Source organism: Streptomyces sp. NPDC001728, assembly GCF_040297565.1.
In the GTDB taxonomy this organism is placed as follows: domain Bacteria; phylum Actinomycetota; class Actinomycetes; order Streptomycetales; family Streptomycetaceae; genus Streptomyces.
On the sequence record NZ_JBEOZK010000003.1, the window covers coordinates 346,047 to 368,926 of the forward strand.

The following is a 22,880-nucleotide window of genomic DNA, read 5'->3' on the forward strand; positions in this document are numbered from 1 at the left end:
GGATGAGCGGGATGCGATACGAGGCGATCACCTGGGAACGGCTGGCCGAGACGCTCGCCGGACACGTCGACGCGGCCACCCCCGGTGACGGCGGCGAGTGGCTCAAGGTCGGCATCGACGGGCCGCCCGCCGCACCCGGCGGCGAACTGGCCGGGCTGCTCGCCGAGGCACTGCGGACGCGCGGACGCTCCGCCCACGTCGTGGGGACCCGTGGGTTCCTGCGGCCCGCGTCCCTCCGGTACGAGTACGGGAAGCGGGACCCGGACGCGTACTACGACGGGTGGACCGACATCAAGGCCCTGTGGCGGGAGGTCTTCGGCCCGCTGGAACCCGGCGGCACCGGCCGCGTGCTGCCCGATCTGTGGGACCCGGTGCGGGACCGCGCGACCCGCAGCCCGTACGTGACGCTGCCGCCGGGCGCGGTCCTCGTGGTGCACGGGCCCTTCCTGCTCGGCCACTGGTTCCCCTTCGACCTCACCACGCACCTGAGACTCTCGCCCGCCGCGCTCGCCCGGCGCACCGAGGAAGCCTGGACCCTGCCGGCCTTCGCCCGCTACGACACGGAGGTCGACCCGGCCGGGGCGGCGGACGTCGTCGTACGGGCGGACGACCCGCGCCACCCGGCCTGGACGGGACTGCGGGGGTAGCTCAGATCCGGACGGCGCGTCCGTCCGGTGGTCTGCCGCCCATCACGGTGACCGCCTCCGCGCCGGCGCGGCAGCCCGCCTCGGCGGCGTGTGCCGGGTCCGCGCCCGCGAGCAGGGCCGCCAGGAACGCCCCCGTGAACGCGTCCCCCGCGCCCGTCGAGTCCATCGGCCGCACCCGGGGCGCGGTCACGCGTGCGGTGATTTCGCCGCCCCGGGCGACCAGCGCGCCGGCCGCCCCCAGGGTGACCACGACCGACGGGAACCGGCGGCTCAACTCCGCCGCCGCGGGCTCCGGTTCGGTGTGGCCGGTGAGCAGCCGGGCCTCGTCCGCGTTGGGCAGCAGGATCTCCGCGCCCTCCGTGGCCGCCAGGAACCGATCCGGCCCCAGCTCCGTCAGGAAGCCCGCCGAAGCCGGGTCCACGCTCACCGGAATCCCCGCCTCCCGCGCGTCCCGCAGCGCCCGCCGGGCCGTCGCCCGGCTCGTACCGGAGAAGTACAGATAGCCGGACAGGTGCAGCCGGGCCACGCCGTCGAGCAGCCGGGCGGACCAGTCGTCGGGGGAGAGGCGCAGGGCGGCGCCGCTGTCGGTCAGGAACGTGCGCTCCGCCGAGGGGTCCACCAGTGCGATCACGGTGGCCGTCGCCGCCTCCGGGTCGGGGACGAGCAGGGGGCGCACGCCCGCGCGCCGCAGCGCCCGGTCGTGCCAGCCCGCCGTGTCGGTGCCGACCCGGCCGAGGAGTCGTACCTCCCCGGGCCAGGAACGCGCCGCCCAGCAGGCGGCGTTGGCCCCGGCGCCGCCCGGGAGGGTACGGATGCGCGCCGCCGTGTCCGTGGCCGTGGCGAGCGGGGTCCGGTGCAGGGCGACGACGTCCGTCACCACGTCCCCGACGACGAGCAGCGCACCCGGGGCCCGCGTCACCGGCCGCCCGCGCCGGGCGCCGCGCCCGTGTCGGGACCCGCGCCCGTGTCGGGACCCGCGCCCGTCTCAGGACCCGCTCCCGCGCCGCCGGCCTCCCTCGCGTACGCCCCCGCGATGCTCGCCGCGAGCCGTACGTTGCCCCGTACCGCCGCCAGATTGGCCTCCAGCGACGCCCCTTCCGTATGCGTCGTCAGGTACTCCAGCAGGAACGGTGTCACCGCCTGTCCCGCGATCCCCTTCTCCCTCGCCGCCGCCAGGCCCCCCGCGAGCACCCGGTCGTGCAGCGCCGGATCCAGCTGCTCCGCCACCGGCACCGGGTTGGCCACGACCAGCGCCGCGCGCGGTCCGCCGAGGCGGTCCTGCGCCCGTATCACCTCCGCGACCTCCCCGGGGGTCCGCAGGGTCCAGTCCACGGGCTGCCCCGACGAGGCGAGGTAGAAGCCGGGGAAGTGCTCGGTGCCGTACCCGACGACCGTCACCCCCAGCGTTTCCAGGCGCTGGAGCGTCGCTGGCACGTCGAGGATCGACTTGACCCCGGCGCACACGACGGTGACGCCGACCCGGGAGAGCAGTCGCAGATCGGCGGACTCGTCCTGCGTCTCGCTCCACTCCCGGTGCACCCCGCCGAGGCCGCCGGTCGCGAACACCCGTATGCCCGCCGCGTCCGCGAGCCATGCCGTGGCCGAGACGGTGGTCGCTCCGGTCGCTCCGGCCGCCAGGGCCGGCGCGAGGTCGCGGTGCCCCAGCTTGCGTACGGCCGGGTCCTCGGCGATACGGGTCAGCGCCGCGCCGTCCAGGCCGACTCTGGCCGTGCCGTCGACCACCGCGATCGTGGCGGGCACGCCGCCCCCGGCCCGTACCAGCTCTTCCAGCTCCACGGCCACGGCCAGGTTGCGCGGGCGCGGCAGACCGTGGGCGATGATCGTCGATTCCAGAGCGACGACGGGCCGCCCCTCGTGGAGGGCCTCCCGTACCTCTTCGGACACCTGTGTGGACATGTCCCATTCCTGGCGCGGCCACGGGCCCCGCAAACCTCGTTGGCGACCACCTGCCACACGGTGGGTGCCCCTGCGGAATCCGTCCCCGAGCGCCGGGTGCGGCCCCGAGCGGGGCGCGCCACCCGTCCGGCGTCGCGCCGGAGGGGTGGTGCGGATTTCGTCGCCGTCGGTCAATTCGGCTATCACGCCTGGTGGGAGGCGAAGCGGACGAGGTCATTCCAGCCGGTCCCGGCCTCGGGTCGGTCCCGGAGCCCGGCTACAGTCACCGCCCATGACCACACATGACCAGCCTTCCTTCGCCGTCCGCATTCCCGACGCCGAGCTCGAGGCGGACCCCCTCGACCCCGCCCAGATCGTCTCCGGTACGCCCGAGGTGACGGGCAAGGTGCTGTGGGAGTCGGCCGACGGCAAGCAGCTGCGCGGCATCTGGCAGATCACCCCCGGCGTCGTCACCGACACCGAGGCCAACGAGCTCTTCGTGGTGGTGTCCGGGCGCGCGACCGTCGCCGTCGAGGGCGGCGAGACCCTGGAGATCGGCCCGGGGGACGCCTGTGTGCTGCGCGAGGGCGACCGGACGACCTGGACCGTGCACGAGACCCTGCGCAAGGCGTACCACATCAGCCTCTGAGGCCCGGAGGGGACCTCCAGGAGAACCCCCGGCAAACCCCGGAAGGCCCCGGGCGCAACCCCGAACTCCCTGGTTCCGGTCACCCGTTGGGAGTCTGGTAGGAAACCTTCCTATCCGCTAGCATCCCCGGCAGCGGCTTGGCGCGGCGGCCCGTCCCCGGGGCGTGACGCGCTCAGTGAGAGCTCTGACCCGGCCGCCAGCACCACCGCGCCGCGCGGCGCCCCGAATCGTCGCGCGGCCGGTCGTCCGTGTCCGCGACCCCGCGGCACGGGCGGCCCGGTCCGTGCCGCGTGCCCGGTCCGTGGTGCGCCGCACCGGTGTCCAGCTCTAGCCCACCCCACAGGCCAGGGAGCCAGGTATGCGCCTGAACGTCTCCGCCCCACCACACCGCACCACCACCCCTCTCCCCTTCGTCCTCGCCGCCGTGCTGCTGCTCGTCGGAGGGCTTCTGCTCGCCCTCCCGGAACGGGCCGGAGCCGCCGCCGACGTACTCATCTCACAAGGCCGCCCGGCGACCGCCTCCTCCGTCGAGGACGGCACCTTCGGCCCGGAGAAGGCCTTCGACGGCGTCTCCACCACCCGTTGGGCCAGCGCCGAGGGCGTCGACCCGCAATGGATCAAGGTCGACCTCGGCCCCTCGGCGACCGTCTCCCGCGTCAAGCTCGTCTGGGAGGCCGCCTACGCCAAGGCCTACCGCGTCGAGATCTCCGTCGACGGCACCACCTGGACCGCCCTCGCCAACGAGACCGCGGGCAACGGCGCCACGGACGACTGGACCGGACTCACCGGCCAGGGCCGCTACCTGCGCGTGTACGGGACCGCCCGCGGCACCTCGTACGGCTACTCCCTCTACTCGGTCGAGGTCTACGGCACCACCGGCGGCACCACCACCCCGCCCACCGGTTCCTTCACGGTCGTCGCGGCCGGTGACATCGCCGCCCAGTGCACCGCCTCCAGCAGCTCCTGCGCGCACCCCAAGACCGCGGCCCTCGCCCAGCGGATCGCGCCGTCCTTCTATCTGACGATGGGCGACAACCAGTACGACGACGCCCTGCTCTCCGACTTCCGTAACTACTACGACAAGAGCTGGGGCGCCTTCAAGGCCAAGACCCGGCCCGTCCCCGGCAACCACGAGACCTACGACCCGGCAGGCGCGCTCGCCGGCTACAAGTCGTACTTCGGCGCCATCGCCTACCCGCAGGGCAAGTCGTACTACAGCTACGACCAGGGCAACTGGCACTTCGTCGCCCTCGACTCCAACTCCTTCGACGACGCCGCGCAGATCCAGTGGCTCAAGGACGACCTCGCACGGAACACCAAGGGCTGTATCGCCGCCTACTTCCACCACCCGCTGTACTCCTCCGGCGGCCACGGCAACGACCCCGTCTCCAAGCCCGTCTGGCAGATCCTCTACGGGGCCAAGGCCGACCTCGTGCTCAACGGCCACGACCACCACTACGAGCGCTTCGCCCCGCAGAACCCGAGCGGCCAGGCCACCGCGGACGGCATCGTCGAGATCGTCGGCGGCATGGGCGGCGCCGAGCCGTACGACATCGAGACGGTCCAGCCCAACAGCCAGAAGAGGATCAGCGGCACCTACGGCGTCCTGAAGCTGGACCTCACCGACACCACCTACACCTGGCAGTACGTCGGCACCGACGACCAGGTCAAGGACTCCGGCCCGACCTACACCTGCCACTGATGTACCTCGCGACCACCGGTCGCCGGGACGCGCCGCCCGCCCCCTCGGGGGTCCGGCGGCGCGTCCCGGGGACCGTCCTCGCCCTCGGCGCGGTCAGCCTCGTCACCGACGTCTCCTCGGAGATGGTGACGGCCGTCCTGCCGCTCTACCTGGTCCTCGGACTCGGCCTGTCCCCCCTCCAGTTCGGGCTGCTCGACGGCCTCTCGACCGGCGCCACCGCGCTCGTACGGCTCCTCGGCGGCGCCACCGCCGACCGCGACGGCCGACACAAGCAGGTCGGCGGGCTCGGCTACGCCCTCTCCGCCTGCTCCCGCCTCGGCCTCCTCCTCGCCGGCGGCGCGACCGGCTGGATCGCCGGCGCGATCACCGCCGACCGGCTCGGCAAAGGCGTCCGCACCGCCCCGCGCGACGCCCTCATCACGCTGCACAGCCCGCCCGAGGACCTGGGCCGCGCCTTCGGCACGCACCGCGCCATGGACACCACCGGCGCCCTCCTCGGCCCGCTGGCCGCCTTCGCCCTGCTGTGGGCGACGGCCGACGCGTACGACGCGGTCTTCGCCGTCAGCTTCTGCGTCGGAGCGTTCGGCGTCCTCCTGTGGGTGCTGCTCGTCCCCGGCCGTGCCCGCGCGGACGGGGGCGCACGAGCGCTCCCCGACCGGGCGCGGCCGGACGTCCAGGCGGCGCCACGCGCGCGTGGCGGGCTCTTCGCCGGGCTGCGCTCGCCCGCGTACCGCCGGATCGTGCTCTGCGCCGGACTCCTCGGGGCCGCCACCGTCGGCGACTCCTTCCTCTACCTGCTGCTCCAGCGACGGCTCGACTTCGACGCCACCTGGTTCCCGTTCCTGCCGCTCGGCGCCGCCGGCGTCTATCTGCTGCTCGCCGTCCCGGCCGGCCGCCTCGCCGACCGCGTGGGCCGACGCGGACCCCTCCTGTACGGCCACGGGGCCCTGCTCCTCGCCTACGGACTGCTCCTGACCTCCCTGCCCGACCCGGTGGTCCTGCTGGGCGTCCTCGCCCTGCTCGGGATCTTCTACGCCACCACCGACGGCGTCCTCATGGCCCTGACCGGCCCCTTCCTGACCGAGGGGCGGCAGGCGGGCGGCCTCGCCCTCGTCCAGACCGCCCAGGCGCTCGCCCGGCTCGGAGCCGCCGTCGCCTTCGGCGCCGTCTGGACCGCGAGCGGGCCCGAGACCGCGCTCGTCGCGGCGCTCCTGGCCCTCGCGGTGGCCGTCGGCTGTTCCGCGCGCCTGCTGCCCAGGGGTCTTCCCGCCCCCTCGGGGCGCCCCGTCCCCGAGCCCTCCGAGAGGACCGACTGACCCATGCCCGCACTGAACGGCGCCCGCCCGTCCACCCGTACGCGCGCGTGGATCATCGTCCTCGCGCTGCTGCTGCTCGGCGGCGGAGCCACCGCCTACACCCTCCGTGCCGCCTCCGGACGCGAGGCCGCGGCCACCGGCACCGCCGATCCCGGCTTCACCCTCGACGACGGCGCCGGCACGCTCTACGCCCGGGACACCACGAGCGGGCGCGTCGCGCGCGTGGACCCGGCCGCACCCGGCGGGCGGGTGGCGGGCGGTCCCGCCTGCGACCGCTTCCACGCGGCCGGCGGCACCGCGCTCTGCCTCCAGCGCAGGCCGGGCGTGCCGGCCCGCTCGTACGCCCTGGTGCTCGACCGGCGGCTGCGCGAGGTGCGCCGGATCGGGCTGCCGGGCATCCCCAGCCGGGCCCGGGTCTCCGCCTCGGGGAACATGCTGGCCTGGACGATGTTCGCCACCGGCGACTCCTACGCCCGCTCGGCGTTCTCCACCCGCACCTCGATCCTCGACCTGCGCACCGGCTATCTGGTCAAGAACATCGAGCAGCTCCCGCTCACCCTCGGCGGGCGCCGCTACCACGCCCCCGACGTCAACTACTGGGGCGTCAGCTTCGCCGCCGACGACAACCGCTTCTACGCCACCGTCGCGACCGGCGGCCGTACCCACCTCGTCGAGGGGGACATGCGGAACTGGTCGGCCAGGACCCTCCGCGAGAACGTCGAATGCCCGTCGCTCTCCCCGGACGGCACCAGGATCGCCTTCAAGAAGCGGGTGTCCGACGGCCCGAGCGAGCCGTGGCGGCTGTACGTGTACGACCTGGCCACCGGGCGCGAACACGCGGTCGCCGAGCCGCACGGCATCGACGACCAGGCGCTGTGGACGGACCGGGAGACCCTCGCGTACGGGTACGGGGGAGACGTGTGGTCGGTCCCGGCCGACGGGACGGGAGCCCCACGCCGACTGGCCCGCGGCGCCTCCTCCCCGACGGTGACGAACTGACCGCGCGCATTCCGGCGAAGCCCGGCGGAGGACCGCCTCCGCGTCAGACGGTCTTCCGCAGCGAGCCGCGGACCGCCAGCGCCGCCATCGGCAGCAGAAGAAGGGCGGCGATGGCGTTGAGCGGGCCGTAGCCCAGCTGGGAGACGATCAGGCCGGCGGCGAGACCGCCGACACCGGCGGCGGTGTTCATCACGAAGTCGGAGACGCCCTGGACCGCCGCACGCGCGGCCTGCGGCACCGAGTCCGTGAGCAGCGCCGAGCCGGACACCAGCCCCGCCGACCAGCCCAGGCCCAGCACGAACAGGCCCAGTGCGGTCCGGCCGTGGCTGGCTCCCGCCGTGCCCGCGATGAGGGCCGCCGCGCCGATGAGCCCGACCGCGAGCCCGATCACCGACAGCCTTCCCAGCCGGTCGGACAGCCAGCCCATCAGTGGAGAGAAGGCGTACATGCCCGCGATGTGTCCGCTGATCACGAGCCCGATCAGCTGGATGTCCGCGCCGTGGTGGGTGAGTGCCACCGGAGTCATCGACATGATCGACACCATGGCGGTGTGCGAACCGGCGACGGTGACCAGGGCGAGGCGGGCCCGGGGGGACTCCCGTACGGCCCGCATCCCGGCCTTCAGGGAGCGGTCCTCCGCCGCTTCGCCCGGCGTCCGGGCGTCGGCCAGTGCCCGCGCGGTCAGGAGCGGGTCGGGGCGCAGCAGGACGGCCACGACGACCGCCGCGATCACGAAGACACCGGCGGCCCACACGAACGGGCCCGCCGTGGCCGGTATGCCCAGGCCCGAGACGCTCCGCCCGGCGGGCGCGGCGATGTTCGGGCCGAGCACCGCGCCGATCGTGGTCGCCCACACGACCGTGGAGATGGCCCTGGCCCTGCGGTCCGGTTCGGCGAGGTCGGCGGCGGCGAACCGGGCCGCGAGGTTCGCGGAGGAACCGGCGCCGAAGCAGACGAGCCCGAGGAGGAGCAGGGGGAAGCTGTCCGCGACGGCCCCGAGCACCGCGACACCGGCGCCGAGCGCCCCGATCAGGTACGCGAGGACCAGACCGGCCCGGCGCCCCCGCGAGGCCATCAGGGAGGCCAGCGGCATGGCGAGCAGCGCGGGACCGGCCACGGTCGCCGTGGACGCGAGCCCCGACAGCGCCTCGGAGCCGCTGACGTCCCTGGCGAGGACGGCGGCGAGCGCGACACCGGTGGCGATGCCGAGGCCGCCGAGGATCTGGGTGGCGATCAGCACGGCCTGGACGCGACGCCGCAGCGTCGGCAGCTCCGCCTCGTCGAGGGGGGCGGCGAGGGGTGCGGGCAGGGTCGAGTCAGGGGCATCGGGGGTGTTGGTCACTTACGTGAGTGTGCCAGCCGTCCCATCTGATGGGAACGGCCACCCATCTCGTACGGACTGGTCACCTGTCCGCGAGGGGCCCGCCACCTGTCCGGGACAGGCACGCCACCTGTCCCCGACGGGCACGTCACCCCTGTCCGCGACGGGCACGGCCGCCCCTCTCCGAGAGCCCGGACTCCCTCGTCCCCCGGCGACCGTCCCCCGTCAGAACAGCGGTTCCGGCAGCACCCCCTCCAGTGCGAGCAGCTGCCGCTTGGTCTCCAGGCCGCCCCCGAACCCGCCGAGACCGCCGTCGCTCTCCACCACCCGGTGGCACGGCACCACCACCGGCAGCGGGTTGGAACCCATCGCCGCTCCCACCGCCTGCGCCGCCCCCGGCTGCCCCACGCGTCTGGCCAGCTCCCCGTACCCGACGACCGTGCCGTACGGGACGGTCGCCGCCAGCTCGCGCAGCACCTGCCGGTTGAACCCGGCCGAGAGGCTCCAGTCCAGGGGCAGGCCGATGTCGCCCGGCTCGCCCTCGAAGTACCGGTCGAGCCTGCGTATCGCCCCCGCGAGCAGTCCCGAGGCGCGCTCCACCGGCTCCGCGCCGAGCCGGCCCGCCAGGCGGGCGAGCATCCGCTCGCGCCGCGCCGCGTCGGCGTGGAACTCGACCCGCACGAGCCCCTGCTCGGTGGCCGCGAGGAACAGCGGCCCGATGCCGCTCTCCATGACCGTCCACTCCACCGGCACGGCCCGCCCGCCGCCCGTCGCCCCCGCTTCGATGTCCATGCCGCCCACGGTACGACCCGCCACCGACAACCCGGTCGGAAACGGCCCCGGGACGCCCTCCAAGATCACGGACCGGTCTCGCTCCGGTCTCGCGACCGCCAAATCCCCGGGCACGTGGTCGCGGGGCCCCCGGCGCGCCATAATCTCGCCCCGGTAGCACTACCCAGCGGTACCGACTGTTTTCGGACGACGTTGCACCAGGGGTGGAGGACACACGCTCATGCAGGGCACGGTCGACGGATTCAGCTACGGGCTCGTCACGCCGGTGGCCGCCTTTCTCATGGCCTGCCTCGGCGGCGCGCTCGGACTGAGGTGCACCACGAGGTCGCTCCGCCACCGCGACAGCTTCAAGGCGGGCTGGCTCGCCCTCGGCGCCACCTCGATCGGCACCGGCATCTGGACCATGCACTTCATCGCGATGATGGGCTTCTCCGTCCAGCAGGCGCCCATCGACTACGACCGCCCCATCACCTTCGCCAGCCTGGGCGTCGCCGTCCTCATGGTCGGCATCGGCATCTTCATCGTCGGCTACCGGGGCGCGACCGCGCTCACCCTGGTCACCGGCGGCACCATCACCGGCCTCGGCGTCGCCACCATGCACTACCTGGGCATGGCCGGGATGCGTCTCCAGGGCCGTATCGAGTACGACACCCTCACCGTCGCCCTGTCCGTGGTGATAGCCGTCGTGGCCGCGACAGCGGCCCTCTGGGCGGCCGTCTCCATCCATGGGTTTCTGGCCAGCCTCGGTGCGAGCCTGGTGATGGGCGTCGCCGTCAGTGGTATGCACTACACCGCCATGACGGCGGTCAGCGTCCACCTGCACGGCACCACGGCCTCGACCTCCACCGGCGACAACGGCGGCTCGCTGCTCCTGCCGATGCTGATCGGCCCGGCGGTCTTCCTCATCCTCGCCGCCGTCGTCGTCATGTTCGACCCGCTCCTGGTGATGGGCGACCCCGACTGGCAGGGGTCCCCCCGGGCCGTGCACCGGCCGGGCGTGCCCGCCCCGCGCCATGTGCCGTCGTACGGCGAGCCCGCGAACTGGACGGCCCGCCCCCGTACCCGCGGCGCCCGCAGAGCCGTCCCCCGGGGTGGCCACCGCTCCCAGGACTGGTGATCAGCCCCCGACTGTCAGTGCCGGGTCGTACGGTGGTTCCATGCGGCCCGTTTCCAAGATCGAACGTTCGGTGGCGCCCTTCGAGGTCGTCAGCGAGTACCAGCCCAGCGGTGACCAGCCGGCGGCCATCGCCGACCTGGAGCGGCGTATCCGCGCGGGCGAGAAGGACGTCGTGCTCCTCGGCGCCACCGGTACCGGCAAGTCGGCCACCACCGCCTGGATGATCGAGAAGCTCCAGCGCCCCACCCTGGTGATGGCGCCGAACAAGACGCTGGCCGCCCAGCTGGCGAACGAGTTCCGGGAGCTCCTCCCGAACAACGCGGTGGAGTACTTCGTCTCGTACTACGACTACTACCAGCCCGAGGCGTACGTCCCGCAGTCGGACACGTACATCGAGAAGGACTCCTCCATCAACGAGGAGGTGGAGCGGCTCCGCCACTCCGCGACGAACTCCCTGCTCACCCGCAGGGACGTCATCGTGGTCGCCTCCGTCTCCTGCATCTACGGCCTCGGCACGCCCCAGGAGTACGTGGACCGGATGGTCCCGCTCAAGGTCGGCGAGGAGATCGACCGCGACCAGCTGCTGCGCCGCTTCGTCGACATCCAGTACACGCGCAACGACCTGGCGTTCACCCGAGGCACCTTCCGCGTCCGCGGCGACACCATCGAGATCTTCCCGGTGTACGAGGAGCTCGCCGTCCGCATCGAGATGTTCGGCGACGAGATCGAGGCCCTCTCCACCCTCCACCCGCTCACCGGCGAGATCATCAGCGAGGACCGCGAGCTGTACGTGTTCCCCGCCAGCCACTACGTCGCGGGCCCCGAGCGCATGGAGCGCGCGGTCAACGACATCGAGCGGGAGCTGGAGGTGCGCCTCGCCGAACTCGACAAGCAGGGCAAGCACCTGGAGTCCCAGCGCCTGCGGATGCGGACCACGTACGACATCGAGATGATGCGGCAGATCGGTTCCTGCTCCGGCATCGAGAACTACTCGATGCACTTCGACGGCCGCGAGCCCGGCTCCGCCCCCAACACCCTCATCGACTACTTTCCCGAGGACTTCCTGCTCGTCATCGACGAGTCGCACGTGACCGTGCCGCAGATCGGCGCCATGTACGAGGGCGACGCCTCCCGCAAGCGGACCCTCGTCGACCACGGCTTCCGGCTCCCGTCCGCGCTCGACAACCGCCCGCTGAAGTGGGAGGAGTTCCAGGAGCGGATCGGCCAGACCGTCTACCTCTCCGCGACCCCGGGCACGTACGAACTGTCCCGCGGCGACGGCTTCGTCGAGCAGATCATCCGTCCCACCGGCCTCGTCGACCCCGAGGTCGTCGTCAAGCCCACCGAGGGCCAGATCGACGACCTGGTCCACGAGATCCGGCTGCGCACCGAGCGCGACGAGCGGGTCCTCGTCACCACGCTCACCAAGAAGATGTCCGAGGACCTCACCGACTACTTCCTGGAGCTCGGCATCCAGGTGCGCTACCTGCACAGCGACGTCGACACCCTCCGCCGCATCGAGCTGCTGCGCGAGCTGCGCGCCGGGGAGTACGACGTCCTGGTCGGCATCAACCTCCTCCGCGAGGGCCTCGACCTGCCCGAGGTGTCCCTCGTCGCCATCCTCGACGCCGACAAGCAGGGCTTCCTGCGCTCCGGGACCTCCCTGATCCAGACGATCGGCCGCGCCGCCCGAAACGTCTCGGGACAGGTCCACATGTATGCGGACCGGATCACCCCCGCGATGGAGCAGGCCATCGACGAGACCAACCGCCGCCGCGAGAAGCAGATCGCGTACAACACGGAGCACGGCATCGACCCGCAGCCGCTCCGCAAGAAGATCAACGACATCGTCGCGACTATCGCGCGCGAGGAGATCGACACCGAGGAACTGCTCGGCTCCGGCTACCGCCAGAGCAAGGAGGGCAAGGGCGCCAAGGCACCCGTCCCCGCGCTCGCCGCGCACGGCACCAAGGGCAAGACCAAGGCCAAGGCCGGCAAGGCCGGAACGACGCTGGACCTCGGCGACCGGCCCGCCGCCGAACTCGCCTCGATCATCGAGGAGATGACCGACCGGATGCGCGCCGCCGCCGCCGACCTGCAGTTCGAGGTGGCGGCCAGGCTCCGCGACGAGGTGGGGGAGCTGAAGAAGGAACTGCGCCAGATGAAGGAGGCCGGACTCGCCTGACCGGGCGGGGACGGGCGCCGAAGGACGGGCGGTCCGATGTGTTGCAAGACCGACACAAAACCGGACCGCGCCTCCGCGCTGTCAGTGGCGCTGCGTAGGGTGCTGGACAACCGCACGCACGGGAACAGCGGTCGCGGGGAACGCCAACGAGAGGGGCAGACGCGTGTCGGTCAACATGACCAAGGGTCAGGCCATCAGCCTGGAGAAGAAGGGCGGGGGCAACCTCACCCAGGTGCGGATGGGCCTCGGTTGGCAGGCCGCGCCGCGCCGCGGTCTCTTCGGCTCGCGCACCCGGGAGATCGACCTGGACGCCTCGGCCGTCCTCTTCGCCGAGAAGCAGCCGGTCGACGTGGTGTTCTTCCGCCACCTGGTCAGCGACGACGGCTCGGTCAAGCACACCGGTGACAACCTCGTGGGCGGCGCCGGCCAGGGCGGCGACGACGAGGCGATCCTCGTCGACCTGGAGCGGGTCCCGGTCCACATCGACCAGATCGTCTTCACGGTGAACTCCTTCACCGGCCAGACGTTCCAGGAGGTGCAGAACGCGTTCTGCCGCATCGTCGACGAGACGAACGGCCAGGAGCTCGCGCGCTACACCCTCGACGGCGGCGGCAACTACACCGCGCAGATCATGGCGAAGGTGCACCGCGTCGGTACCGGCTGGCAGATGACCGCCCTGGGCAACCCGGCCAACGGCCGCACCTTCCAGGACCTGATGCCGTCGATCCTGCCGCACCTGTAGGCAGGCCCGCGCGGCGGACACCCACAGCTCCCGGAGGCGGCGGACGCCCCCGGGAGCTGTCCCGCATGAACCAGACGACGTGCTCCAACCGAGCCGAGCAACGCTGAGGGGACAGAGCCGATGACGGCCGAGCTGGTCCGGGGACAGAACCACCCCCTGCCCGACACCCGACTGGAGATCCGGGTGTCGGCCGGTCATCCCGTCCTGGCCGGCGCCACCCTCGGCGACGAGCGGGGCCGGGTCCCCGGCATGGAGTGGATCGCGCACCCCGGCTCCCCCTCGCTCCCCGGCGTCGACGTCCCCGGAAGGACCGCCGCCGACCACCGCGTCACCGTCGACCTGGCGGCCGTCCCCGAGGCCGTCCACCGCGTCTCGGTCCTCCTCGCGCTGCCCGTCGCCGCCACCCGGTTCGGAACCGTCGCCGCGCCCTTCGTCGCCGTCGCCGGCCCCGACGGCACGGACGTCGCCAGCTACACCATCACCGGCCTGGACCGCGAGTCCGCCGTCGTCGCCCTGGAGCTGTACCGGCGCCAGGGCACCTGGAAGGTCCGCGCCATGGGCCAGGGGTACGAGGGCGGGCTGGCCGCGCTCCTCGGCGACCAGGGCCTGGAGCGCCCCGCCGAGCTGGCCGCGGCCATCCTGGAGACGGCGATGCCCGGCGCCGTCCCGGTGACCGCGCCGCAGCAGCGCGCTCCCGAGGCGGAGCGCGTACGCCACACGGCGCCGGTGACCACCTCGGACCCGACGGCCGCGCAGACCCCGACGGCGAGCCAGGCGGGCACCACCGCCCCGCCGCCGACCACGGCCCCGCCGACACCCACGCCCACGCCGATGTCGAGCGGGCCGGTGGTACCGCCGCCGTCCACCCCGCCTCCGTCCACCCCGTCGCCGTCCACCCCGTCGACGGGGAACAGCACGGGTGCGTCCGTCCCCGGGCCCACCCCCGCCATGGGGACCCCCGCCGGTGGCCCCATCAACTACTCCCACCCCCGCCGCCAGGCGCCGCCGCCCCCCGCTTCGGCTCCCGCTTCCGCCGCCGCCTCCGCCGCCTCCGAGCCGCGGCAGGCGCCGCCCGCGCCGGTCGCCGGGGACGCCTCGGGCTGGTCCATGGACGAGCGCCTGTACAACCAGGTGTGGGGCATGTTCGAGGATCTGGCCCGGACCGCCGCCGCCTACCGCAGCGCCTGCGACTTCGCCGAGTCCCGGCTCGACCGCGAACTCGACCAGTCGCTCTCCGACTACCGCTCCCGGGTCGGGGGCGCGAACGACGCCGCGCGGGCCGCAGCCCGCGCCCGGCACGACGAGCTCGTCGAGCGGGCCCGGGTGGTCCTGGACCGGGACCTCGCGCAGCTCGCGGCGGAGTCCGAGGTCGTCGAACCGGCCCTGCCGCCCGCCTACGCCCGCTGGGACAACCCCGTCTGGCACGCCTACCGCGTCCCGGCCGAGGAACCGATGGCCGTCCGCCTGGGCGATCTCCACCTCCCCGAGCGCACGGATCTGCGCATCCCCATGCTGATCAGGCTGCCGCTGGAGCGCGGGCTGTGGGTGGACAGCGGGCGGGGTCATTCCGAGGCCGCCTCCCTGCTCGACGGGACCGAGCTGCGGCGGCTCGCGCTGGACAGCGCCGTCGCGCACGCGGCGCGACTGCTCGCGGCGCACCCGGCCGGCCAGTTCACCCTTCATGCCGTCGACGCGGCGGGTGCGGGCGCTGCCGCGCTCGCGCCGCTGGTGGAGACGGGGGTGCTCGCCGCCCCGCCGGCCCGGGGCGCGGCCGGGGTCACGGCCGTCCTCGAGCAGCTCACCGAGCGGGTCGACCTGTTGCAGATGGCCCTGCGGAACGGCGCGGCCGACTCCCTGCCGCCGGGCCTGGACGCGTCCAGGCAGCTGTTGCTCGTGCACGACTTCCCGCACGGCTTCGACGACCGGGCGGTGACCCGGCTGCGGTACCTGGCCGACGAGGGCCCCTCGGTCGGCGTCCACCTCCTGATGGTCGCGGACCGGGAGGACGCCGCCGCGTACGGGCCGCTGCTCGACCCGCTGTGGCGCTCGCTGCTGCGCCTGACGCCCGTGGCCGACGACCATCTCGCCGATCCCTGGGTGGGCCACTCCTGGTCGTACGAGCCGCCGACGCTGCCGCCGGGCAGCGGGATCCTGCGGCAGGTGCTCGCGCAGGTGGCGGCCTCGCCCTCCGGAAAGAGGCTCTGACCAGCGCTTTTGGTGGCCCTTTACCCATTCCTTTACCTCCTCTTGGTCTTTCGGGTACTCTTCTTCCTGCGGAGGGGAGTACTCCCCATGCGCGGCGTACCCGTCAATACGGACGGATCCTCGGTGATCCGATCCCGGGGCGTCGGCCCGGCGATGATCGTCCGTCACCGGGTGGAAGAGACCTCCGGCAGCGACGACGCTGATCAGTAGCCGTACGACGCCGGAGGCGCAGTGGACGTTTCAATGACCCTGTGGGTGCTGACCATTCTCGGTCTGGGTGCCCTCATCGGAGCCGACTTCTTCATCGGGCGCAAACCCCATGTCGTGTCGGTGAAGGAAGCCGGAATCTGGACGATCGTCTGGATCGTGCTCGCCGCCCTCTTCGGGCTCGGCCTGCTGCTCTTCGGCAACAGCCAGGCCTCCGGAGAGTTCTTCGCCGGCTACATCACCGAGAAGTCGCTGAGTGTCGACAACCTCTTCGTCTTCGTCCTGATCATGGCGAAGTTCTCGGTGCCCTCCCACCTCCAGCAGCGCGTGCTGCTCGTGGGCGTGCTGATCGCCCTGGTGCTTCGCGCGATCTTCATCGCCGCCGGCGCCGCGATCATCGCGAGCTTCTCGTGGGTCTTCTACATCTTCGGCGCGTTCCTGATCTACACCGCCTGGAAGCTCATCCAGGAGGCGCGCTCCGACGACGACGAGGAGGACTGGGAGGAGAACCGCCTCCTCAAGACCGTCGAGAAGAGGTTCGGCGTCGCCGACCGGTACCACGGCACCAAGCTGTTCATCCGGAACAACGGCAAGCGGATCATGACCCCGCTGATGGTCGTCATGCTCGCCATCGGCACCACCGACATCCTCTTCGCCCTCGACTCCATCCCGGCGATCTTCGGCCTCACCCAGGACCCGTACATCGTCTTCACGGCCAACGCCTTCGCCCTCATGGGTCTGCGTCAGCTGTACTTCCTGATCGGCGGCCTGCTCAGGAAGCTGGTCCACCTCAGCTACGGCCTGTCGGTGATCCTCGGATTCATCGGTGTGAAGCTCGTGCTGCACGCCCTGCACGAGTCCGGGGTGCACGTCCCCGAGATCTCCATCCCGTTCTCGCTCGCGGTCATCGGCGGTGTCCTGATCGTCACCACGATCACCAGCCTGATCGCTTCCAAGAGGCAGTCCGAGCGAGCTGCCGCCGAGAGCGTGGCCGACGCCGACGGTGCCGAGAAGGACAGCATCGGCGCCTGACGCGGCACACACGGCGACGGCCGGCCGGGGGACTTCCCCCGGCCGGCCGTCGCCGTTCCCGCCCTCAGGCCGTCACCGCCTCCTTCGTGTCCGCGCCCCGGCGCTCCGGAAGGGTCTCCGGGAGCAGCGCGAAGCAGCCGAGGCTGACGAGCGCGACCAGGGTCAGATAGGCCGCGACCCCCCAGGGTGGACCGGAGACGCCGTCGGACAGGGTCGTCGCGACGATCGGGGTCAGGGCGCCGCCCAGCACACCGGCCAGGTTGTAGCCGACGGCCGCGCCCGTGCAGCGGACGCGGGGCTCGTACAGCTCCGGCAGATACGCGGCCACCACCGCGAACATCGTGATGAACGCGAGCAGTGAGCCCAGGAACCCGAGGAACATCAGCAGCGGTCGCGCCGTGTACAGCAGCGCCACCATCGGGAACATCCACAGCGCCGAGGCCGCGCATCCCGCGAGGCAGAGCGGCCGGCGGCCCCAGCGGTCGGCCAGCAGCGCCACGAAGGGGGTGGCGGCGCCCTTGATCGCCACCGCCGCCATCACACAGGTCAGCATCACCGTGCTGCTCACCCCGAGATGCTCGGTGCCGTACGCCAGGGCCCAGGTGGAGACCGTGTAGAAGATGGCGTACCCGACGGCCAGCGCCCCCGCCGTGAGCAGGACGAGCCGCCAGTGGTCGCGGGCGACCTCGGCCAGCGGGGCGCCCGCGCGCTCGCCGGACGCGGACAACTCCTCGAACTGCGGGGTCTCCGCCAGCGAGGACCGCAGCAGCAGCCCGGCCGCCGCCAGCAGGCCCGCCGCCCAGAACGGCACCCGCCAGCCCCAGGAGCGGAACTCCGCGTCGCTCAGACCGGCGGTGAGAGCCAGCATCACCCCGTTCGCCAGGAGGAAGCCGATCGCCGGGCCGATCTGGGGGAAGCTCGACCACAGCGCGCGACGGTGCGCGGGGGCGTGTTCGGCGGTCAGCAGGACGGCGCCGCCCCACTCGCCGCCGAGGCCCAGGCCCTGGAGGAAGCGGAGCAGCAGCAGAAGCACGGGGGCGGCCATGCCGAGCGTGGCGTACGTGGGGACGCAGCCGACCGCGACCGTGGCACAGCCGGTCAGGAGCAGCGAGGCGAAGAGCACCGGCCGCCGGCCGTACCGGTCGCCGATGTGACCGAAGAGGACCGAGCCCAGCGGACGGGCCAGGAATCCGGCGGCGAAGGTGCCGAAGGCCGCCAGGGTCCCGGCGAGCGGGGAGAAGGTCGGGAAGAAGAGCGGCCCCAGGACGAGGGCGGCGGCGGTCCCGTAGACGAAGAAGTCGAAGAACTCGATGGCGGTGCCGACGAGCGAGGCGGCGGCGAGCCGGACCATCGAGGGGGTCCCGGGCGGCGACGGAGGGTGACTTTGGCGCATGTCGCGCCAACTACCCCGCCGCCGTCCCGGTTACGGGGGCGTGCGGAGGTGCGCAGCTCCGGGGCCGCGCGCCGGCCGTCACCAGCCGCGCTCGCGCCATCCCGCGAGCGACGGGCGCTCGTCACCGAGCGTGGTGTCCTTGCCGTGGCCGGGGTAGACCCAGGACTCGTCGGGCAGGACCGCGAAGAGCTTGGTCTCCACGTCGTGGATCAGGCTCGCGAAGGCCTCCGGGTCCTTCCAGGTGTTGCCCACGCCGCCCGGGAACAGGCAGTCGCCGGTGAAGACGTGGGGGTGGCCGTGCGGGTCGTCGTAGACGAGGGCGATCGAGCCCGGGGTGTGCCCCACCAGACGGCGTGCGGTCAGCTCGACGCGCCCCACCCGGATCGTGTCGCCGTCCTCGACGGACACGTCGGTCGCCACCGGGATGCCCTCCATGTCGTACGCGCCGGCGTAGGTCACGGCGCCGGTCGCGGCGACGACCTCGGCGAGCGCCTGCCAGTGGTCGCCGTGCCGGTGGGTGGTGACGACGGCCTTGATGCCGTCGTCACCGATCAGCGTGAGGAGCGTGGCCGCGTCGTTGGCGGCGTCGATCAGCAGCTGCTCGCCGGTGGCCCGGCAGCGCAGCAGGTACGCGTTGTTGTCCATCGGGCCGACCGCGACCTTCGAGATCATCAGGTCCGTCAGCTCGTGCACGTCCGCAGGTCCGCCGACCTTCACCACTCCGCTGTACGTCATGGGCTCAGACTAGCCCCGGGGAGTGACAGCGGGGGCTACAGCGCGGGGAGCACCGGCAGCGGGCCGCCCTCGGTGGTGAGGGCGGAGCCGTCACGGCGCCCGGAGAGCCAGCCGAGCAGCTCGGTGGCCGGGCCCATGACGGCGACGCCGCCGGACGTGCCGCCGGTCGTCCAGCCCCGCCCGTCGGTGGCCCGCAGGACGGTCTCCGGGACGCTCTCCAGGCCGGCGAAGCGCTCGGTGAGGAAGTCGATCTCGCGCTGTACGAACTCCTCCGGCAGGTCCTCCAGCTCGTAGCCGACGCCCAGGTCGACGTGGTGCAGGTCGACCTCCACCCAGCGGCGGAAGGGGATGCGGGAGGCGCTGTCGGTGACGCCGTTGCGGAGCTCGACCGTGCGGCTCCAGTCGGCGGGCTCGGCGCCCACGGCCGCGAAGCGGTCGGCGGTCGCGCGCACGTCGGCGAGCTGGACGTCGAGCGGGCGGCCGGAGTCGCGCTCGATGTCGGAGTCGCGGGTCGCGGCGTCGGGGTACATGGGGAGGCCCTTGAGGACGTTCACGAGGGCGTCGGCGTTGCGGGCGACGTGGGCGAGCACATGGCCACGTGTCCAGCCGGGCAGCCGTGACGGCTCGGCCACCGCCGCGTTGTCAAGGGAAGCGGCGGCGTTCAGCAGTCGTGCGGTCGCCTCGTGGACGTGGGCGAGGTCGCTTTCGTGGTCGATCATGGCGCCGACCCTAGTGCCAGCCGGGGAGTCGCCACTCGTCCGGGTGAAGAGGTCTCCGGGACGCCGGAAATCGAATGTGCGTGCTATAGGCTCGATGGAAGCATCCGGCATCCTTGAGTTGTTGGGTGTTCAGGCACATCCGCTCTCTGAAGAAAGGTGCGGACCGGCGTGGCCGACCGTCTCATCGTCCGTGGCGCTCGTGAGCACAACCTCAAGAACGTCTCGCTCGACCTTCCGCGCGACTCCCTGATCGTCTTCACCGGGCTCTCGGGGTCGGGCAAGTCCTCCCTCGCGTTCGACACGATCTTCGCCGAGGGGCAGCGCCGCTACGTCGAGTCGCTCTCCTCCTACGCCCGGCAGTTCCTCGGCCAGATGGACAAGCCGGACGTCGACTTCATCGAAGGTCTGTCGCCCGCCGTCTCCATCGACCAGAAGTCGACCTCGCGCAACCCGCGCTCCACGGTCGGCACCATCACGGAGGTCTACGACTACCTCCGGCTGCTCTTCGCCCGCATCGGCAAGCCGCACTGTCCCGAGTGCCGCCGACCGATCTCCCGCCAGTCCCCGCAAGCCATCGTCGACAAGGTCCTGGAGCTCCCCGAGGGCAGTCGCTTCCAGGTGCTGTCCCCGCTGGTGCGCGAGCGCAAGGGAGAGTTCGTCGACCTCTTCGCCGACCTCCAGACCAAGGGCTACAGCCGTGCCCGCGTCGACGGCGTGACCGTACAGCTGAGCGAACCGCCGACGCTGAAGAAGCAGGAGAAGCACACGATCGAGGTGGTCGTCGACCGCCTGACCGTGAAGGACGGCGCCAAGCGCCGGCTCACCGACTCCGTCGAGACCGCCCTCGGACTCTCAGGCGGCATGGTCGTGCTCGACTTCGTCGACCTCCCCGAGGACGACCCCGAGCGCGAGCGGATGTACTCGGAGCACCTCTACTGCCCGTACGACGACCTGTCCTTCGAGGAGCTGGAACCGCGCTCCTTCTCCTTCAACTCGCCCTTCGGCGCCTGCCCCGACTGCACCGGCATCGGCACCCGCATGGAGGTCGACCCCGAGCTGATCGTCCCCGACGAGGACAAGTCGCTCGACGAGGGCGCCATCCACCCCTGGTCGCACGGCCACACCAAGGAGTACTTCGGCCGGCTCATCGGCGGCCTCTCCCAGGCCCTCGGCTTCCGCACGGACATCCCGTACGCGGGACTTCCGCAGCGCGCCAAGAAGGCGCTGATGCACGGCCACAAGACCCAGGTCGAGGTCCGCTACCGCAACCGGTACGGACGGGAGCGGGCGTACACCACCCCGGCCTTCGAAGGCGCCGTCTCCTTCGTCAAGCGGCGCCACACCGAGGCCGAGAGCGACTCCAGCCGCGAGCGCTTCGAGGGCTACATGCGGGAGGTGCCCTGCCCCACCTGCGAGGGCACCCGCCTCAAGCCGATCGTCCTCGCGGTCACGGTCATGGACCGGTCCATCGCCGAGGTCTCCGCGATGTCCATCAGCGACTGCGCCGAGTTCCTCTCCCGCCTCACGCTCAACGCCCGGGACAAGCAGATCGCCGAGCGGGTCCTCAAGGAGGTCAACGAGCGGCTGCGCTTCCTCGTCGACGTCGGCCTCGACTACCTCTCGCTCAACCGCGCGGCCGGCACCCTCTCCGGCGGCGAGGCCCAGCGCATCCGGCTCGCCACCCAGATCGGCTCCGGCCTGGTCGGCGTGCTGTACGTGCTGGACGAGCCGTCCATCGGCCTCCACCAGCGCGACAACCACCGGCTCATCGAGACCCTCGTACGGCTCCGGGACATGGGCAACACGCTCATCGTCGTCGAGCACGACGAGGACACCATCAAGGTCGCCGACTGGGTCGTCGACATCGGCCCCGGCGCCGGTGAGCACGGCGGCAGGGTCGTCCACTCCGGCACGATGAAGGAGCTCCTCGCCAACGAGGAGTCGATCACCGGGCAGTACCTGTCCGGCCGCCGCGCGATCCCCACCCCGGACATCCGCCGCCCGGTCGACCCCGGACGCCGGCTCACCGTGCACGGGGCGCGCGAGAACAACCTGCGGGACATCGACGTGTCCTTCCCGCTGGGCGTCCTCACCGCCGTCACCGGCGTCTCCGGCTCCGGCAAGTCGACCCTGGTCAACGACATCCTCTACACCCACCTGGCGCGCGAGCTGAACGGCGCCAAGTCGGTGCCCGGCCGGCACACGCGGGTGGCCGGCGACGACCTCGTCGACAAGGTCGTGCACGTCGACCAGTCCCCGATCGGCCGCACCCCCCGGTCGAACCCGGCGACGTACACCGGCGTCTTCGACCACGTCCGCAAGCTCTTCGCCGAGACGATGGAGGCCAAGGTCCGGGGCTACCTGCCCGGCCGGTTCTCCTTCAACGTGAAGGGCGGACGCTGCGAGAACTGCTCCGGCGACGGCACGATCAAGATCGAGATGAACTTCCTCCCGGACGTCTACGTCCCGTGCGAGGTCTGCCACGGCGACCGGTACAACCGGGAGACCCTGGAGGTCCACTACAAGGGCAAGTCCATCGCCGAAGTCCTGAACATGCCGATCGAGGAGGCCCTCGACTTCTTCGAGGCCGTCCCGACCATCGCGCGCCATCTGCGCACGCTCAACGAGGTCGGACTCGGGTACGTACGGCTCGGGCAGTCCGCGCCGACGCTCTCCGGAGGTGAGGCGCAGCGCGTCAAGCTGGCCTCCGAGCTCCAGAAGCGGTCGACGGGCCGCACGGTCTACGTCCTGGACGAGCCGACCACCGGTCTGCACTTCGACGACATCTCGAAGCTGATCAAGGTCCTCTCCGGTCTGGTCGACAAGGGCAACTCGGTGATCGTCATCGAGCACAACCTCGATGTCATCAAGACCGCCGACTGGCTCATCGACATGGGCCCCGAGGGCGGCAACGGCGGCGGCCTGGTCGTCGCCGAGGGCACGCCCGAGGAGGTCGCCTCGGTCTCGACCAGCCACACCGGCAAGTTCCTCCGCGAGATCCTGGACGCGGACCGGGTCAGCGACGCGGGCGGGGCGGTACCGGCGGCGCGCGGGGCGAAGAAGGCGGCGGCGAGGAAGACGGCCCCGGCCAAGAAGGCCGCCGCCACCAAGGCCGCGACCAAGGCCGCCACTCCGGCGAAGAGGACGGCCACGAAGGCGACCGCGACGAAGGCCGCCGCGAAGAAGGCGACGACCCGGGCCCGCAAGGCCTGACGTCGACGGC

18 protein-coding genes are annotated in these 22,880 nt (G+C 72.3%); 11 read left to right on the top strand and 7 right to left on the bottom strand.

Annotation, left to right across the window (positions count from 1 at the left end; all coding sequences use genetic code 11):
- Window positions 1–11 precede the first annotated feature (11 nt).
- On the top strand, window positions 12–647 hold the full coding sequence (locus ABT154_RS07000) for a nucleoside/nucleotide kinase family protein (protein WP_351854248.1): 636 nt from the start codon (window positions 12–14) through the stop codon (window positions 645–647).
- Between the two features lies 1 nt (window position 648).
- Here ABT154_RS07000 and ABT154_RS07005 read toward each other — a convergent pair whose 3' ends face one another.
- Window positions 649–1,566, bottom strand: coding sequence for a carbohydrate kinase family protein (locus tag ABT154_RS07005; protein WP_351853822.1), 918 nt, complete (start codon window positions 1,564–1,566; stop codon window positions 649–651).
- Window positions 1,563–2,564, bottom strand: coding sequence for a pseudouridine-5'-phosphate glycosidase (locus tag ABT154_RS07010; protein ID WP_351853825.1), 1,002 nt, complete (start codon window positions 2,562–2,564; stop codon window positions 1,563–1,565). The genes ABT154_RS07005 and ABT154_RS07010 overlap by 4 nt, the downstream gene beginning before the upstream one ends.
- A gap of 271 nt (window positions 2,565–2,835) precedes the next feature.
- Between ABT154_RS07010 and ABT154_RS07015 the strand changes: the two genes are divergently transcribed.
- The 4 genes from ABT154_RS07015 to ABT154_RS07030 all read left to right on the top strand — a co-directional run bounded on the left by ABT154_RS07015 (window position 2,836) and on the right by ABT154_RS07030 (window position 7,209).
- Window positions 2,836–3,192, top strand: a complete 357-nt coding sequence (locus tag ABT154_RS07015) for a cupin domain-containing protein (RefSeq protein WP_351853828.1) — start codon at window positions 2,836–2,838, stop codon at window positions 3,190–3,192.
- Between the two features lie 358 nt (window positions 3,193–3,550).
- Window positions 3,551–4,894 (top strand): discoidin domain-containing protein, encoded by a 1,344-nt coding sequence (locus tag ABT154_RS07020; RefSeq protein WP_351853831.1) that lies wholly within the window; start codon window positions 3,551–3,553, stop codon window positions 4,892–4,894.
- A complete protein-coding gene (locus tag ABT154_RS07025) occupies window positions 4,894–6,210 on the top strand; it encodes an MFS transporter (RefSeq protein WP_351853834.1) in 1,317 nt (438 codons plus the stop codon). The genes ABT154_RS07020 and ABT154_RS07025 overlap by 1 nt, the downstream gene beginning before the upstream one ends.
- A gap of 3 nt (window positions 6,211–6,213) precedes the next feature.
- On the top strand, window positions 6,214–7,209 hold the full coding sequence (locus ABT154_RS07030; RefSeq protein WP_351853837.1) for a TolB-like translocation protein: 996 nt from the start codon (window positions 6,214–6,216) through the stop codon (window positions 7,207–7,209).
- A 43-nt stretch (window positions 7,210–7,252) separates the two neighbouring features.
- Here ABT154_RS07030 and ABT154_RS07035 read toward each other — a convergent pair whose 3' ends face one another.
- Both ABT154_RS07035 and ABT154_RS07040 read right to left on the bottom strand, forming a co-directional pair.
- Entirely contained in the window at window positions 7,253–8,551 is a 1,299-nt protein-coding gene (locus ABT154_RS07035) for an MFS transporter (protein WP_351853840.1), read from the bottom strand.
- A gap of 204 nt (window positions 8,552–8,755) precedes the next feature.
- Complete coding sequence (locus tag ABT154_RS07040) at window positions 8,756–9,322, bottom strand: methylated-DNA--[protein]-cysteine S-methyltransferase (protein WP_351853842.1); 567 nt, start codon at window positions 9,320–9,322, stop codon at window positions 8,756–8,758.
- Window positions 9,323–9,542: 220 nt separating this feature from the next.
- Here ABT154_RS07040 and ABT154_RS07045 point away from each other — a divergent pair, with 220 nt between their 5' ends.
- From ABT154_RS07045 to ABT154_RS07065, 5 genes are all read left to right on the top strand, one after another.
- Window positions 9,543–10,439, top strand: a complete 897-nt coding sequence (locus ABT154_RS07045) for an MHYT domain-containing protein (RefSeq protein WP_351853845.1) — start codon at window positions 9,543–9,545, stop codon at window positions 10,437–10,439.
- Window positions 10,440–10,479: 40 nt separating this feature from the next.
- The gene (gene uvrB, locus ABT154_RS07050; RefSeq protein ID WP_351853848.1) at window positions 10,480–12,624 is read left to right on the top strand and encodes an excinuclease ABC subunit UvrB; all 2,145 of its coding nucleotides are present in this window, start codon (window positions 10,480–10,482) and stop codon (window positions 12,622–12,624) included.
- 163 nt (window positions 12,625–12,787) lie between these two features.
- Complete coding sequence (locus tag ABT154_RS07055) at window positions 12,788–13,366, top strand: TerD family protein (RefSeq protein WP_317877610.1); 579 nt, start codon at window positions 12,788–12,790, stop codon at window positions 13,364–13,366.
- 120 nt (window positions 13,367–13,486) lie between these two features.
- Window positions 13,487–15,571, top strand: coding sequence for a TerD family protein (locus ABT154_RS07060; RefSeq protein WP_351853851.1), 2,085 nt, complete (start codon window positions 13,487–13,489; stop codon window positions 15,569–15,571).
- A gap of 231 nt (window positions 15,572–15,802) precedes the next feature.
- On the top strand, window positions 15,803–16,810 hold the full coding sequence (locus ABT154_RS07065; RefSeq protein WP_351853853.1) for a TerC/Alx family metal homeostasis membrane protein: 1,008 nt from the start codon (window positions 15,803–15,805) through the stop codon (window positions 16,808–16,810).
- Between the two features lie 64 nt (window positions 16,811–16,874).
- Here the strand turns inward: ABT154_RS07065 and ABT154_RS07070 are convergent, their stop codons facing one another.
- The 3 genes from ABT154_RS07070 to ABT154_RS07080 all read right to left on the bottom strand — a co-directional run bounded on the left by ABT154_RS07070 (window position 16,875) and on the right by ABT154_RS07080 (window position 19,657).
- Window positions 16,875–18,161 (bottom strand): MFS transporter, encoded by a 1,287-nt coding sequence (locus tag ABT154_RS07070; RefSeq protein WP_351853855.1) that lies wholly within the window; start codon window positions 18,159–18,161, stop codon window positions 16,875–16,877.
- A 120-nt stretch (window positions 18,162–18,281) separates the two neighbouring features.
- Window positions 18,282–18,938, bottom strand: a complete 657-nt coding sequence (locus ABT154_RS07075) for an MBL fold metallo-hydrolase (RefSeq protein ID WP_351853858.1) — start codon at window positions 18,936–18,938, stop codon at window positions 18,282–18,284.
- Window positions 18,939–18,973: 35 nt separating this feature from the next.
- A complete protein-coding gene (locus ABT154_RS07080; protein ID WP_351853861.1) occupies window positions 18,974–19,657 on the bottom strand; it encodes a maleylpyruvate isomerase family mycothiol-dependent enzyme in 684 nt (227 codons plus the stop codon).
- A gap of 168 nt (window positions 19,658–19,825) precedes the next feature.
- On the opposite strand from ABT154_RS07080, the gene uvrA reads away from it, so the two are divergent.
- On the top strand, window positions 19,826–22,870 hold the full coding sequence (uvrA, locus tag ABT154_RS07085; RefSeq protein WP_351853863.1) for an excinuclease ABC subunit UvrA: 3,045 nt from the start codon (window positions 19,826–19,828) through the stop codon (window positions 22,868–22,870).
- Window positions 22,871–22,880 lie beyond the last annotated feature (10 nt).